General features: G+C 58.2%; 12 protein-coding genes. 4 read left to right on the forward strand and 8 right to left on the reverse strand.

What is annotated here, in order from left to right; translation table 11 throughout:
- Positions 1-41 precede the first annotated feature (41 nt).
- Both RBB80_RS04400 and RBB80_RS04405 read left to right on the forward strand, forming a co-directional pair.
- Entirely contained in the window at positions 42-1,418 is a 1,377-nt protein-coding gene (locus RBB80_RS04400; RefSeq protein WP_433969487.1) for an efflux transporter outer membrane subunit, read from the forward strand.
- A 518-nt stretch (positions 1,419-1,936) separates the two neighbouring features.
- Complete coding sequence (locus RBB80_RS04405; protein WP_433967084.1) at positions 1,937-2,260, forward strand: hypothetical protein; 324 nt, start codon at positions 1,937-1,939, stop codon at positions 2,258-2,260.
- Positions 2,261-2,776: 516 nt separating this feature from the next.
- Here RBB80_RS04405 and RBB80_RS04410 read toward each other — a convergent pair.
- The gene (locus RBB80_RS04410; protein WP_433967085.1) at positions 2,777-3,430 is read right to left on the reverse strand and encodes a transposase; all 654 of its coding nucleotides are present in this window, start codon (positions 3,428-3,430) and stop codon (positions 2,777-2,779) included.
- A gap of 710 nt (positions 3,431-4,140) precedes the next feature.
- Positions 4,141-4,434, reverse strand: coding sequence for a hypothetical protein (locus RBB80_RS04415; RefSeq protein WP_433967086.1), 294 nt, complete (start codon positions 4,432-4,434; stop codon positions 4,141-4,143).
- Positions 4,435-4,651: 217 nt separating this feature from the next.
- Here RBB80_RS04415 and RBB80_RS04420 point away from each other — a divergent pair, with 217 nt between their 5' ends.
- Complete coding sequence (locus tag RBB80_RS04420; protein WP_433969489.1) at positions 4,652-4,855, forward strand: DUF6429 family protein; 204 nt, start codon at positions 4,652-4,654, stop codon at positions 4,853-4,855.
- A gap of 927 nt (positions 4,856-5,782) precedes the next feature.
- Here RBB80_RS04420 and RBB80_RS04425 read toward each other — a convergent pair.
- The 4 genes from RBB80_RS04425 to RBB80_RS04440 form a co-directional block, all read right to left on the reverse strand.
- On the reverse strand, positions 5,783-6,904 hold the full coding sequence (locus RBB80_RS04425; RefSeq protein WP_433967087.1) for a hypothetical protein: 1,122 nt from the start codon (positions 6,902-6,904) through the stop codon (positions 5,783-5,785).
- A gap of 1,069 nt (positions 6,905-7,973) precedes the next feature.
- Positions 7,974-8,267, reverse strand: coding sequence for a hypothetical protein (locus tag RBB80_RS04430; RefSeq protein ID WP_433967088.1), 294 nt, complete (start codon positions 8,265-8,267; stop codon positions 7,974-7,976).
- Between the two features lie 152 nt (positions 8,268-8,419).
- On the reverse strand, positions 8,420-9,805 hold the full coding sequence (locus RBB80_RS04435) for an amidase (RefSeq protein WP_433967089.1): 1,386 nt from the start codon (positions 9,803-9,805) through the stop codon (positions 8,420-8,422).
- Positions 9,766-10,122 carry a hypothetical protein gene (locus tag RBB80_RS04440; RefSeq protein WP_433967090.1) on the reverse strand — a complete coding sequence of 119 codons (357 nt, stop codon included), beginning with the start codon at positions 10,120-10,122 and terminating at the stop codon, positions 9,766-9,768. Before RBB80_RS04440 ends, RBB80_RS04435 begins: the two co-directional genes overlap by 40 nt.
- A 102-nt stretch (positions 10,123-10,224) precedes the next feature.
- Here RBB80_RS04440 and hrpB point away from each other — a divergent pair, with 102 nt between their 5' ends.
- On the forward strand, positions 10,225-12,546 hold the full coding sequence (gene hrpB, locus RBB80_RS04445) for an ATP-dependent helicase HrpB (RefSeq protein WP_433967091.1): 2,322 nt from the start codon (positions 10,225-10,227) through the stop codon (positions 12,544-12,546).
- A gap of 217 nt (positions 12,547-12,763) precedes the next feature.
- On the opposite strand, the gene RBB80_RS04450 is transcribed toward hrpB, so the two are convergent.
- Complete coding sequence (locus tag RBB80_RS04450; protein WP_433967092.1) at positions 12,764-13,702, reverse strand: alpha/beta fold hydrolase; 939 nt, start codon at positions 13,700-13,702, stop codon at positions 12,764-12,766.
- Positions 13,703-14,080: 378 nt separating this feature from the next.
- Complete coding sequence (locus RBB80_RS04455; RefSeq protein ID WP_433967093.1) at positions 14,081-14,626, reverse strand: malectin domain-containing carbohydrate-binding protein; 546 nt, start codon at positions 14,624-14,626, stop codon at positions 14,081-14,083.
- Positions 14,627-14,735 lie beyond the last annotated feature (109 nt).

Raw genomic sequence — 14,735 nt, forward strand, 5'->3', positions numbered from 1 at the left:
TCGGCACAAGATCCACATGGATCCTTCTCCTGTCGGCCTCCATGCTCTCCGGCTGTTCGGTCGGACCGAACTACCATCGGCCATCCGTGCAGACGCCCCCGGCTTTCCACGGCCCTGATCCATCGCAGCCGACAGAACCACAAACCGCATCGTTCGCCGATCTGCCCTGGTGGCAAGTGTTCCACGATCCTCAGTTGCAGGAACTGATCCGAACGGCGCTGAAGCAAAATTACGATGTGCAACTGGCGGTCGAGCGGGTCACTGCCTCAAGAGCTCAGCTAGGCATCGCCCGCTCGAATGAGTTTCCACAGGTCTCACTCAATCCGACATTTAGCGGCGGAAAGGAAGATGAAAACCTCAAGTCCAACATTTTTTCGCTTGCCGGAGACGTTGTGTTTCAGGTCGACTTGTTCGGGCGCTATCGACGCGCGACCGAAGCAGCCCGGGCTCAACTTCTCGGCACCAAGGACGCACAACAGACCGTAATCCTGACGCTCGTAAGCGATGTGGCGAGTGACTATTTTCTGCTTCGCGACCTCGACCTCCAGCTTCAGATCACGAAAAATACCGTGCGGACCCAAGAGGATTCCCTCAAGCTAACGCAGTTGCGCCTCCAGCACGGCGTAGCCAGGACGCTCGACGTGCTCCAGGCCCGGCAAGTGCTCGATACGGCGAATGCGCAGATCCCGGATCTAGAGCGACAAATCGGCCAGACCGAGGACGCGATCAACATCTTGTTGGGAAAGTATCCAGGCAGCGTTTCTCGTGGACAGGCTCTGGGCATCGAGACTCCGGATGGCTGGACCTGGAACGAGACTCTGCCTCCGCAGTTACCCGCAGGGCTGCCCTCGGAACTGCTCGAGCGCCGGCCAGATATCCGCGAAGCCGAGCAGAGCTTGGTTTCTGCCAATGCCAATATCGGCGTCGCCAAGGCAATGTTCTTTCCGCAAATCTCGCTACTCGGCTCGGGAGGTGCGGCATTTGGGCATAGCCAGTTTGGCACCCAGAGTATCCCAGCTCCGCTGGGAATCGGAAGCTATTCAGCGGAACTTTCCCAGCCGATCTTCGAGGGTGGCGCACTGCGCAACAATCTGCGTTACGCCAAGTCAGAAGAACGGCAGGCTCTAATCGGCTACCAGCAGACGATTCGGCAAGCCTTCGGCGACGTCTCTGACGCGTTGATTGGTTATGACAAATACCACTCAGTCCGCGAGCGCCAGGAACAGTCCGTGAAGGATCTTGAGGAATCAGTCAAGGTATCGCTCATGCTCTATAAAGGCGGGACCGCAACGTATCTCTCTGTCCTTGATAGCCAGCGGTCTCTGTTCACTGCCGAACTCACCCTCGCGCAGGCGCGCAACAACGAGTACCAGAGTCTGGTGCAGCTCTATAAAGCGCTCGGCGGTGGTTGGAAATAAACAGAAATGAGCTTGCCTGAGCAACTTTAACAATCCGACCGGCTAGACCCGCTGGTCTGGAAGATCACGTCGGTTGCTGTGATTGGCTCTTTTCTTTCGCAGCTCGATGCGACGGTGGTCAACGTAACCGTGTCGGGTCGTCGCACGACTTGTAGGGCCGAAGAAGTTCTCCAACTGCCCATGAAGCACACGTTTGCGGCAAGTTCATGATCGATGTTTCTCATAACCCCGTTTTTCGCGAACTAAGAGATTCCGGAACCGCAGTCTGCGAAGTGCGTCCACTTGCTATGGTGGACCTTGTAGACATGGGTTTCGGAATGGGAACCAGTCGTACAACGGATGGTGACGTTTAGCGCCGCTCGCTGGTGGTGAGTATCATAGACAATTTCAGAGAGTGTGATTCGGCACATTTCCGGGATCGGTAGGGGATCGGGACTACCTACCGGATGACCGGCTGTGGAACCAGCGTAAGGTATCGGGTGTTCAGCCGACGCTTCCGGGCTCATAAGGTGCAGCACATGAATATGAAGGCTATCAGCGAAGTCCCTACTCAACCGATGCAGTGTCTGGTCTTGTGCGGGTGCGGGGAAGTCCTTCATGCAGGTAGCGAAATCCCCCTCGTCAGGTCGAAGGATAAGCGCAACTATGCCAAGGCGCTCGACGACCTCTTCCAATTCTGTGCCAGCCGGCCTCTCTCCCGGTCCTTATTAATGGAGTGGCGGGCGGCCATGGAGTCGTTGTCCCCTTCGACGATCAACGTCCGGCTCTCGGCCGTCCGCAAGCTGGTGGGCGAAGCCAGGCGAGCCGGCATGATCGGACAGGAGGAGGCGGCCAGGCTATGAGGTGTTTCTCGAGGATGGTCCAGCGATTTGGCTTCGCATGCTTCCGAAATACCAGAATCTAGAAGAGCCGACTCATGAGGAACTTCTGAAGTGCGGGCGGGGTCCAAATATTGCATTGCAGCCAATGTCTTGGGGTAGTCTCGATCACCTGCGTGCCGAGGACGGGATTGGAGTATACGCCGTGGAAAACAACTCTGCCCGCGAGACCGAAACAGACTCCGTTGCGTTTGCTTTTGAGACTGGGGAGCTATGGTGCATCGACACGGGCATTTTGAAAATGACTGGTACCGGAAACCTTTACTTCCTCGACATCGCAAGACTGCTTATGAAGAAGTTGCGTGGCTATGGCGAATTCCTTCAGTGCCTCGGGAATGAAGCACCTTTCAATTGGATCGCGGGCATCGATGGAGTCAAAGGTTGGAGACTACGAGTGCCGCCACCGGAGAATCGTCGCAGCACCACATCGGGTCAGTCATGTCCTGGGAAGGGAACCGATAGCCGGAGTCACGAGAGCAATCACTCTTCATGGCACCAGTGTTTCAGGTTTCGTGTGCAAGTTGACAATGCCAGCAGGACGGCTAGCTTACGCGCGACGGCGATGACTGCGCGTTTCTTTCCGCGCTTACCTCCGTGCTCAGCCAGCTTCATGCCCCATCGGCGCAGGTCGCTGTCGACTCCCCAGGGACCGAGAACGTGGTGCGCAGCCTGCACCAGCAGTGATCGCAAATACGGATCGCCCTCCTTGCTAATGTGCATCTGCGGCTCGCTCTGTCCCGAGTTGCGCCTTCCAGGTTGCAGACCCACGTAGCAGGCTGCATCCCGGCTCTTGTGAAAACGGTGTGGATCTTCCAGCGTCAGCATATAGGTGAGCGCGATCAGCGTTCCCACTCCCTTGATCTGCTTCAGCCGCTCTGCTTCTGGATATCTGTTCCGCGCCATGGACTCGAGCATCTGATCGTACTCGCAGATCCGTTCGCTGACCGACTCTATCTCTCCCATCATAGGTTCCACTGCACTCTTCAACTCCGGACTCAGATCCTGGGCCGCCTTCGGCTTCATCCCGCGTGCGTTGCATCCGCGGAGCCGCTCCCCGTAGGACTTCGTCAGGCCGCGCGCCGCGTTGACCAACATCGTCCGTGTGCGGACCAGAGCGGCAAGTAGCGAATCCATCCTGACCTCGAGTCTTGCAGGGGGCATCGTGAGGTGTTTCTTGAAGCGTAGACAGAGGCATCGGTGGGCGGGGCGATTGAGCTGCGAAAAGCCCGTAGATCAGGATGCCGACTCCATTCCGAGTAGGAGGAAGGCAATACGGCGGCCACGTTATTCGCGAGTGGTTGTCCGGTCCTGCGTAGTCTAAGAACCCGCGCACGCTGAGAAACAACATGCACGAGAACCGGGAGATCTCCAGCGCGCCTTGGTCTAACGATCAAGGCCGGTCCGCGAAGGCCACAAGCCGCACGGCGGACATGCACGTGCTGGAGAAGTCGGACTGTGCCGTAGTACCTGTGAAGCAGCCGAACAAAGGGGGCGACCTTCGGCGGAGGTTGTGGAGGGAAGGGCACGGACCGTGGAGAACATCGTTCAATCCCACATGCTCCCGACACAGAGCGGGAACTGGCATGTCCCAGGGAATGGGCGGTGTGCGGCAAGCAGTTTTGCCGCCATTGATCCATGGTAAGAGCCGTATGCGTAGACGCGCTCGTACGGATCTGTGCGGGGGGCGATCAGCGATGGTCGTCCCTACCGCGACAACTCCGTTGTACCTGTGAAGTCAGGTTTGCGGCAAGTTCGAATTGAAGTTGCTCAAAACCCCGTTTTCCATGCACTACAGCTGCGCGGTCTGGTTCCGGCTAGAACAAGCGCTGGTAGGCCAAGCAGGGCTAGAGTCGATTAACCCGTCCATCGGAGTTCAGATGGCGAGTCCTGAGAAAGAAATGCTGGGCCAGATAGAAGATCGCGAAAACTGCGACGAAGGTCAGGCCGCAATCTCGATACGTGGCAATCCGAGCAGCCGTAACCGTTGGGTAGGGGTATGGATACGCTTTATGCGGAGCGAAGTAGAAGTGGTTGAAGGATTTCATCGCAATGTTGGCGAGGACGAAGACCGTCGACGCTAGGGCGAGGCTGAATGCGATCGCCGCTTGTACTCTCTTCGATCTCGGCCACGTCAGCATGACACTCATGCTCTCAGAATCGCGGGCCGCACACCAGAGGAAGCTCCCAGAAAGTCGTCTTATCGGAACGTTCGTCATCCCCCATCTGCGACTGACACCTTCGGTAGTCCTCATGGTGACATGGGCCGAAGTTTGTTCGACTGGCATAATGCTGAGATCGCGATACTGCAATCAAAGCGAGGTCTGTATGGAATATGACGAAGACAAGGTTGACGAAATGGTTCTCGCGCTCCTACACCTGACAACTTTCAAGGAAGGTACGGGTATACGAGCCTGGAAAGGGCATGACTGGAACGCTATGGATCGCCTTTACAAGAGAGGGTACATTTCCGATCCTCAGAACGCAGCAAAGTCCGTGAGAATGACGGAGTCCGGAGCCCAGAGAGCGCAAGAGCTTTTCCAAAAACACTTCGGCCGGTAAGTGTAGTTTAGCTACTGCGAACTTTCCTAGAACCCCGTTTTTCATGAAGAGACTCCTCTAAAGCTTTCAATTTCCATCTACGATGAAGGGGATGGCCGCAGTGTGAAGTTGGCCTCTCCAGATCAAAAACATCTCCGAGTTTTGGTCGTCAGTGCTGTCATAATCTGCTTTTATGGTGTACCGGCCTAAGGGTAGATGGAGGGGACATCCCTTTGAGAAAGTGCAGTAGCGGGCAAGATCGACAGGGAAGCTGAAAGAAGCCTCCATAGGTAGCGAGACGATCAGTGGATCTGCTCTCCCGGCAAGGCCCGCTAACGAGCCCTTGCGCACAAGCCGGTAAGTGAAGCCCGACCTGTCTGTCACCGAGAAGTGCACAGCTTCGGGGTACTGCTTTGTCCCGACGAGCAGTCCGACACTCAGCACGAGATCATGATCGCCGGTATTCCGAAGCCTCAATTCAAAAACCGGTAAGCCAGGTCCGCTTCGCAGCATAACCATGGTCATCTCTAGAGGTACGGCAGTCTCTGCTCGCCCGGTGCCAGCGCAAGGTACGGCTGACAAAACGTAGGAGACGGCGCTGAGGCATAGAATTTTGGGAAGCACTGTCGTTTCCCTGTGACTTCTTTAGACACCCTCCACGTGAGCTTAGTTCCCCGAAAGTCAGGTTTGCGGCAAGTTCGACGTTGACGTTTCCTATAACCCCGTTTTAGCTAGTGACTCGCAGTCGAAGAGTGACTCGGCCCGTTATCGCCAAGTGAGAATTGAAAGGGACTGCATAGCCTAATTCGTGTTACCAATCTCACAATCTTTAAGCTTTTGGGGGACGATGTTGTCGCCTATATGCAAAATTGGCAGCAGGCGCATCCGTCCGAAGCGTCCCGATCGTTGATGTTGTTGTGACTCATGTCACTCCGAAGAAGCGCTGACCTACTGAGCCAATAGGATCTCGACGGCGGGCAGGTTCGGGTTGTTCCCCGCGTCGTTGCCAAAGACGTACCCGACGACAATCTGGCCATTCGACGAGGTGCCACCGCCGCCTTGAAAACCAGCGTAGGCGAGGTTGCGCGGCAGAGTATCGCCATGCACCTTCGTGCCCACCAGCAACATCTGGTTCGCGTCCGCCGTTCCCACCGCTGTGATGATGTAGCCCTGCTGCGCCAGGGTCAGCGCCTGCGGTCCGAGGTTCACGTACGTAGTCAACACCGTCTGTGCGTCGTACGTCGTACCCTGGTCCCCGCTCCAGCCATACGCCACCAGATCGATTCCCGCGGCGCTGTTCACTGACGCCGCCGTGACCACCACACCCTTTGCCGCCATCGCCGACACTGTCGTCGCCAGCGTAGCATCCGTCACCGTCGCGCGCTGCATCGTGAACCCGTCTGACACCGTCGGATCTGTCTCCACCGAATACGCAAACACCCCATACGCGAATCCCGGCCCATTTTGCTCGTCCAGAGACGTTAAGACGGAATTCGCACCCACCGCCGCCAGATCGCTATCAAGATTCGGCAGCGAGTCCGCCTGATATGACGAGTTATAGCCCTGTATACCCACGGGTGCCGCAAACTCTTGCAATAGCCAGGCGCAGGAGGTCAGGTTCGCGGAGGTGCCGCAGTCCTGGTTACCAACCATCAGGGTCGAACCGATCGCGCCGGTGAAAGTATCCTCAGACATGTTTCCCGGAATCTCTGCGATGATGTTGGTGGCCTCGATCCCCTCCAGGGCCGGCGCGAGTTCCACATGTTTGAAGCGCATATCCCGTTGCGCCGGCGCCCGCGGCCCGATCGTGACCGTCGCCACATTACTGGTCACCGAGCCATAAGCGTTGGTCACCGTCACCGTGAACTTATCGGCCGAGTCCGCCAGTTGCAGCGCAGCCGTCGTCAGGCTCGCCGACGTCGCACCCGGAACGGCATTCCCATTCTCCGTCCACTGGTAGCTCAGTGGACCAGTTCCCGTCGCCGCCACCGTCAGCATCGCGGCGCTGTCAAGCGGGATTGTCGCGCTCGCCGGCTGTGCGGTGATTATCGGCGCTGCCCCTGGTGCCATTGCCGGCGATCCTCCGTTACCACACCCGGTTATCGCAAGCATCGCGACCAGAAGCCATGTCCAAGTCATAGGCGAGACACACGGCGAACAAACGCAGCTATCAAAAGCGCGCATAGGACGGTGTGTGTAAATGAAGAAAATAAAAGAGTGGTGGCGAGGGGGCAGAAACGGCGCAGCAGACAAACAGAGCATCTCACGTTCGAAAAACCTCAGGGAACCGAAAATTGAAACCTAACACGCCTAAAGACAGGCCAAAGACAAGAAGCAGAAAACTGGGAGACGAACCCTAAAGTACACACCTCCCGCAAAAATGCGAAGAGTTCGCGAACGATTTTTTGGAACAATTTTCACGCGTGATGATCCAAGGAAATATGTAACGGTCCACAGACATCACAGCTCTCTTCAACAATCTCATCGGAGTAGTTTCCCAAAACTCCGTATTTCGGGAGCTTCGACTGAAAGAGGGACTATGAAACGTCTTGCTCATCGTCGGATACGGGAGTGCGGGAATGCCACCTGCCTCCGTACAATTTCTGGATCAGGTGATCGTCCCAAACCAATCCAGGTGTCATCTCTTCGGCGGCAGATACCGCCTCTGCAAGTGACATCCTCTCGGGACCACGACTGATCTTAGTGCCATTACGAGCGTAGACAATGCCGAAGCATTCACCATCGCCGTTGAGCGCTTCGGGGCCGTCTGGGTAGTCTTCTTCGTAGTGATATTCAAAGTTCTGCTTTACTATCCACACCTCGGTTGGAACCAAACTGTCATAGAGCCACGTCCCTGATTTGACGATCTCTGTGCAACTTTCGATCTGCCACCGTCGCCTCCAACTCGTTCAGTTTAGCTCCGGCAACTGATATTCCCGTGAAGTCGGGTTTGCGGCAAGTTCAAATCGTAGTTTCCCAAAACCCGTGCCAGCTCAACCGGTCGATGCAACATTATCTAATCAGCTGATCCAAAAATGCTTAATCCTGACGAATCGATCTGTTTGGCTGATGTGGCCAACCTAGCCAGAGTAAGGTTCCGGCTGATCTAACCCTAGCCAGCGCATTTTAGCTTTTGTTTTCAATGAATGTGGGTCTGAGCATGAGTGTTGCGTCGACCCATTGGGACCACCAACCGGCTTACCCACGGTGAATGCGTTCCGGTCTCCAGTGCGATACGGCTCCGAGGCATCGCTCCAAAGATCTCTTTTATCGCCTTGAGCGTCGTGCTCAACCTCTGCTCCATCAGGACGTCACCTGCTTCATCGAGCACACAATAAAAGCTCGACCTGTCGCCCAGATCCAGACCGACGGTCAGGCGTCGGCCCTGCTTGTTGAGTGTCTGCTGCATCATCGTAGTGGTAAGCTTCTTCATCGCCGGTCTCCTTGTCTCCCGCGCTTCAAGCGTGTCGATAACTTGGGAGCTTAACGCATCCCGCTCGAGACCGGCCTTCTCATCCCATCTGTTGGGTCCAGTTGAGTACCCTGTCGCTCACAAAGAAAGCGCAAGGCTAATCAGAAAGCTCTTCATTTCGCCGTCAGAAGTCCCTTCTCGACCAGAACCGGAGGCCTGCGATGGTGGGTCTGCTGTTCGTACGCATAGGCGTAGCCAAGCAGGTCGCCGTCATGCCAGGACTGCGCGGAGATCTCCAATCCAAAAGGCAGGCCGCTGGGATAAAAGCCGCCAGGCACGACGATGGCGGGAACGCCGAGGATGTTGACCCACGACGTGTCGGAGTGCGGGCCTCCGCTGATATTGCCGGCCTCGCCCTTTTGCGGCATGGTCTCATCCGGAGGAGGCATCTGGGTCGCGGGATAGACGAAGCCGTCCAGATGAAATCGGGTTAGGGCGTCGTTATAGGCAAAGAGGGCATCGCGGCGTGGCCTGAAGTAGGTGGCCTCGGCGTTGGGATCGGTCTCGAGGGTGGTCTCGATGATGGGAGTACGGTCTTTGCGTGAGCCATCGTTCATGCCGTTGATGATCGTGCCCGGCAGTGGCGAACCAACGGCCTTGGCGTACTGTTCGGAGGAGGGATACTCGGCGGGGCCGTAGCTGGCTAGGAACGTCTCTGTCCCTTGCTGGATGTAGGGCAGAGTGCAGGTGTGTGCGGCGATCTCGGCGAACGAGTCCGGGAGGATGTCGTCAGAGAAGACGATCTCGGCCCCGGCGGCGCGCAGACCATCAAGCGACTTGAGGAATGCGGCGCGGGTCTCGGGCTCGAGAGGGACAACGGCATTCTGGCGGTCTTCAGCAAACTTCTCGGGGGACTCGGGGCAGACGCCCTGAAACGGGATTCCCGCCCCCGCAAGGATGAACGCCGGCACGCCGAAGCGCTTGCCTTTCAGAGCGTCCTTCTTCAGGTATTGCGTGTAGGGCCCAGGCATGGCCTTGGTGGCTGCCTCTGTCGTTCGCGGGTCGGCGGGATCAGGCCCAGCCATCACACCGAGAGCGATTGCCGCGTCGGTCACATTGCGGGCGATGGGCCCAGTGTTGTCGAGCAGCCAATCGAGCGGAGCGATGCCCGCAATGGGGACAGGGCCGCGCGTTGGGAAGACGCCCACCACAGAGCTGGTCGCGGCGGGCATGCGGATCGAGTTCCCCGTATCGGTCCCATTGCCGAGGACAGCTTCGTTCGAAGTGACGGCCGTGACCGTTCCGCCCGATGAGCCTCCCGGCGAGAAGCGCACATCGTAAGCGTTGCCCGTTCGACCGAAAGAAAAGCTGCGATTGGTGTCGGAGGCGGCGAAGTCCGGCATGTTGGTATGGCCGAGGAGCACCGCACCCGCTGCGCGAAGTCTGGCAACGATGGGAGCATCCTTTGGAGCGATCAGTTCATGGCCGGGGATGGTGTAACCCTTCCAGCCATCGGTCGTCACGAGGCCTTCGATAGATGTGTTTGCCTTGATGACCATCGGAATGCCCCACAGTGGCGTGGGATGCGCGCCACGCCTTCGCGATCAAGCCGTGCCGCCGCAGCAAGTGCTCCCTGTTCATCGAGGGTTTCGATATCGCGATAGATACCGTTGTAGCGATGAATGCGCGCCAGATACCAGCGCGTGACCTGCGTGACGGTGTAGCGATGCGACTGGTAGAACGCCTCGATCTGCGGGATGGTGGCTTCGAGGAGATCGGTATCGGCGGAGGCAGGCAACTTCGCCGTTTGTCCGCGGCCGCAGACAGTAGTTGCGAAGAGTGCGAGAAGAAGTGCAGATTGCAGGCTTGTACGCAAGCGTGGCGACTCCTTGAGGGATGGTTAGCCATAGCCTACACGGGAGCCGCATCGGCTTGTACAGATTGACGGCACCGAAGCCAGCGTGATCCGATCAAGACGGTGAGCCGCAAGTCCGCACTTCCGGTGGATGCGATTCTGCCGGAGATGATCGAATCTCTGCGGCAGACGCCGAATCTCGTCATCGAAGCTCCGCCCGGCGCGGGCAAGACGACGCGCGTTCCGCCTGCGGTGCTCGGTGTGGTGCAGGGCAACGTCATCGTCTTAGAGCCGCGTCGCATCGCAGCGCGCCTTTCCGCGCGCCGGGTCGCGTGGGAGCTTGGCGAAGAGGCCGGTGGGACTGTCGGCTACCAGGTTCGCTTCGAGGAGAAGACCGGGCCCCGCACACGACTGCGCTTCGTCACCGAAGGCATCCTGACGCGGCGGCTTATGAGCGACCCAACGCTGAAGGGCGTGGACGCGGTCATCCTCGACGAGTTTCACGAGCGCCATCTCGACAGCGATCTTGCGCTCGCCCTGCTGAAACGACTTCAACAGACGAGGCCCGCGCTAAGCATCATCGTGATGTCGGCGACGCTCGACGCTGCGCCGATCGCCCGCTTCCTTGGCTATTGTCCGGTGCTCCGTTCTGAAGGCCGCATGTTTCCGCTCTCGATCCGCCACATGCCTTACTCTCCGGAGTCGCTGCAGGTGCAGGTGCGGAAGGCAGTCGAACTTCTGTTGAGAGAGAAGCACTCTGGCCATATGCTCGCGTTTCTGCCTGGCATCGCGGAGATACGGCAGACCATGCGTGAGTGCGAGTCCGCCGCGCGAAGTGCAGGGCTGCTTCTGCTGCCGCTCCACGGCGATCTCACGCCCGCCGAACAGGACCAGGCAGTGATGTCGAGTCTGACACGAAAGCTGATCCTGGCGACGAACGTGGCTGAGAGTTCGGTCACGGTCGAAGGCGTGACCGCCGTCATCGACAGCGGCCTTGCGCGAATCGCAACGTACTCTCCGTGGACAGGTCTTCCGACGTTGCAGGTAGGCCGGGTCAGCAAGGCCTCCGCCACGCAGCGTGCGGGCCGTGCGGGACGTACTGCTCTTGGCGAGGTGCTTCGGCTTTATCCGGAAGAGGACTACCTGCTGCGGCCACAGCAGGACAGTCCGGAGATTGCGCGCAGCGATCTTTCACAGCTTCTGTTGACGTTGCGGGTGATGAAGGCCGGGCACTTCAATGAAGTTGACTGGCTCGACGCTCCGCCTGCCGAGGCTGTCGAGCTCGCGGAGTCGCTGCTCGATCAGATTGGAGCGAAGGGCGAGATGGCCGAGCGCATGAGCCGCTACCCTCTCTCACCGCGACTCTCACGCATCCTCGTTGCGGCAATCGATCGAGGAGTCGGCGAAGATGGATGCCGCGTCGCCGCGATACTCAGCCTTGGCGAGCGAAACGAGAAGAGTGACCTGCTCGAAGCGCTGGATCGCGCGCCAAGTCCTCGCGAGCGACAGCACGCAGAGCAACTGCTGCGAGCAGCGCGCCTATCGGGAAAGCCTCGCCATGATGACGACGCTCTGTTGCTCTCCGTTCTTGCGGGCTTTCCGGACCGCGTCGCGTGCAGAAGATCCGGCAGTCAGATCATGCTGTCGAACGGCGTCACGGCAGAGGTTGCCGGTGCGGCGCACGGCTGCGAGTTCATGATGGCCATCGACGTGGAGGACCGCAAGGAGAAGCCGATGCCGCTGGTCCGTATGACCGCGCGCATCGAGCCGGAGTGGCTGCTCGATCTCTTCCCCGAGCGGGTGAAGGAGAGCTCGACCGTAGTATGGAACCGCACCAACGAGCGCGTAGAGCAGGTGAACGCGCTTCTCTACGACAAGCTCGTGATCGACGAGTCGCGCGGCCCCGCACCGGATGGGGCTGCGGCCGACCTGCTTGCGTGCAGAGCGCTCGAGGTGGGCATCGATCAGTTTGTGGAGAAGGAACTCCTCGACCAACACCTGGCGCGACTGGCGTTCGCAGGCTTCGACGCCCCCGATATTCCGCAGACACTGCGCGAGTTGTGCCTTGGGCTGCATAGCTTCGGCGAACTGAAAAACGCGGCGGAGGGCTTCATCGCTCTGCTCGAACAGCAGGTGAATGGGAGACTGCTGAACGATCTCGCCCCACTCAGCGTGCGCCTTGCGAGCGGCCGGCAGACGAAGATTCACTACGAACAGGAGAGGCCACCGTGGATCTCATCGCGCCTGCAGGATTTCTTCGGAATGACGGAGAGCCCGAAGATCGGTCCGAACAAAACGCCTCTGGTCGCTCATCTGCTCGCGCCGAATCATCGTGCGGTCCAGACCACGACCGACCTCGCAGGCTTCTGGGAGCGCCTCTATCCGCAGGTACGCAAGGAATTGATGCGGCGCTATCCCCGGCACCTGTGGCCCGACCGGCCCTGAGTGCAAGAGGTAGCGAACGCCGCTCGCGCGCAGGTTTTAACGGCCACCCTGATTTGATTCCCGTCGTGAATTTACTAATGCGATGAAAATCCGGACGGCACAGCTGCCTCAAGATTGATTTGTTCTCCGGTGATGGGGTGGTGGAAGAACTTCAAAAACTGGCGTGCAGCAAGTTGCTCGACCGCGTTGTTCCGCGGCGCCGCGATGTCCGATCCGTTTAATCGTGAGTGGCATCGTGGTCGAACAGGAATCGGTTGACCACTGTGACGTACTTATCGGGTTCTTCGTAGTAGGGCAGATGACCGCTTTTCTCGAACCAGACGAGTTGCGCTCCGGGGATGGCATGGGCCACTGTCCAGGAGATGTCGGGGGTCACGTTCAGATCGAAGCGGCCCTGGATTACAAGGGTTGGGAAGTGGAAGTGCGCCATCTGCGGAGTAAGGTCCAGGCTGGCAACGGCTTTCGAGACAGCTTCGCCAGTCTCCGAGGCGAGGCCAAGGTCGGGAGCATTGGCAAGGTATCGGTCGCAAAGCTCTTGGGAGTAGAAGATCATCCGGAAATGGGCACGTAGATCGAGATCAGCGGCCTCCGAATCGGAGTTGGCCTGACCATGTAGTTTGTCGACCTGTTCTTTTGTTTGCGCGATGATATCGGGAAAAATCTCTTCCAGGCGCGGATGGAGCTTGGAAAAGCCTGGTGCGGCGGAGTCCGACAGAATGAGAGTGCGGACGTGCTCCGGGTGCGCGGTCGCGTAAGCTGATGCAAGGAGGCCTCCGTAGGAATCGCCAATGAAGTCCGCCTTATCCACATGCAGCGAGGCGCGGACAGCTTCCAGGTCGCTAACCTGGGCATCCATCGTCTGTGCGGCGCCTGGGCGCAGGTGCTGAGAGGCACCCGTGCCGCGCTGGTCGTAGAAGATCACCTGCCTGTGCTCCGCGATACGCCGCGTCCAGACGTCATTCTGGATCATGTACACGTGCGAGAGGCCGGGGCCGCCATTGACTGCGATGATCGGCGTGGCGGTGGACGGTTTGCCGTAAGTAAAGGTGGCGAGGTCCACATCGGGTGTGTGAACTACGGCGGTGTGGGGCTGCGGAGTTTGGGCATGGGATGCTGCTGTTACGAGAAGGAGAACACCGCGAAGGAGTGAATTCATGACATGTTGAGTATAGTGTCCTGGCCTTACAAGACTTGTAGACCGCTATGCCGGGCCAGCTGACTTTGGTCGAGAACAATCGAGCTCGAAGCTTAGCAAAGTGTACTTACTGAAACGGACATTTCGGCTGGTTCAGACATCAACGCGTGGCCTTTTACCTTCCGAAAGTCCGGTGCGGACGATTGTCTACAAAGGGATCGGTGTCGTCAGTCGGGACAATGCGAATGCCGTTGCGGCTGCTTGTGGCTTCCAGCATGCATGGAGACCAACTGGCGGCAGCGGACTGCGTCCTAGAAAGATCACCGGAGACCGTCGAAGTCTGCGGTGATCTTGTCGATCGATTACTTATCCTGTGTCCCTGCCGAAAAGTACGTTTTTTTACTGGATTTCGATGCCACAGATCTCCGGTTGGTTGACGCTGCCGTTGCTCAGATGGATGACGATCTGCCCTGAGCTGTTTGCCGTGGTGGTGAACTGCTGCACGTTAGCCTTGTATTGACCGCCCGCAGCCGCCACGATATCGAAGTTTGTAAGAACGGGTGTCCCGTTGATGGCGACGTCGAACTCACGTTGACCTGTAGTTTTGAAGTAGAGTTCCGCGAAGTGTAGCCTTACGGTATGTGTGCTGCCTGCGGTGAAACCCGGGACGGTGTAAGTGATGGTTCCTTCGCGAGCATCCTGGTATACAGCTGCCGGCGCGGGATTGGTTACTCCTGTGGTGGAGATCGCATGCGTCACGGCATACGTGCCACCACCGGAATAGTCCGTGTCCGCGACGAATGGCGATACGGCTGCTCCGCCCGAGTTGATGTCGACGTTCGATGTCCCTCCAGTCGAGCACGTGCCGCTTCCCGCATAAGACGTGAAGTCGTGAGGGGCACCGGCCGACGTTGTGGCACCACCATTGAGCGCATAGTTTCTCACTCTCCTGCATATCTTGAGGCGGATTATGGGTTCAGTAGTCTATGAGGTAATCGGATCGTTTCATCAATTGCTCCTCATCTCTTCTGTAAAGAACTCCATTTATAACTTG

The sequence above is a fragment of the Tunturiibacter gelidiferens genome, from assembly GCF_051013345.1.
In the GTDB taxonomy this organism is placed as follows: Bacteria; Acidobacteriota; Terriglobia; order Terriglobales; family Acidobacteriaceae; genus Edaphobacter; species Edaphobacter gelidiferens_A.

Coding starts and splice junctions, on each gene's coding strand:
- RBB80_RS04420 (WP_433969489.1), top strand. CDS start 4,652: ATGGTTCTCGCGCTCCTACACCTGACAACTTTCAAGGAAGGTACGGGT.
- RBB80_RS04450 (WP_433967092.1), bottom strand. CDS start 13,702: ATGAATTCACTCCTTCGCGGTGTTCTCCTTCTCGTAACAGCAGCATCC.
- RBB80_RS04410 (WP_433967085.1), bottom strand. CDS start 3,430: ATGGATTCGCTACTTGCCGCTCTGGTCCGCACACGGACGATGTTGGTC.
- RBB80_RS04425 (WP_433967087.1), bottom strand. CDS start 6,904: ATGGCACCAGGGGCAGCGCCGATAATCACCGCACAGCCGGCGAGCGCG.
- RBB80_RS04430 (WP_433967088.1), bottom strand. CDS start 8,267: ATGAAGAAGCTTACCACTACGATGATGCAGCAGACACTCAACAAGCAG.
- RBB80_RS04405 (WP_433967084.1), top strand. CDS start 1,937: ATGAATATGAAGGCTATCAGCGAAGTCCCTACTCAACCGATGCAGTGT.
- RBB80_RS04400 (WP_433969487.1), top strand. CDS start 42: ATGCTCTCCGGCTGTTCGGTCGGACCGAACTACCATCGGCCATCCGTG.
- RBB80_RS04435 (WP_433967089.1), bottom strand. CDS start 9,805: ATGGTCATCAAGGCAAACACATCTATCGAAGGCCTCGTGACGACCGAT.
- RBB80_RS04415 (WP_433967086.1), bottom strand. CDS start 4,434: ATGCTGACGTGGCCGAGATCGAAGAGAGTACAAGCGGCGATCGCATTC.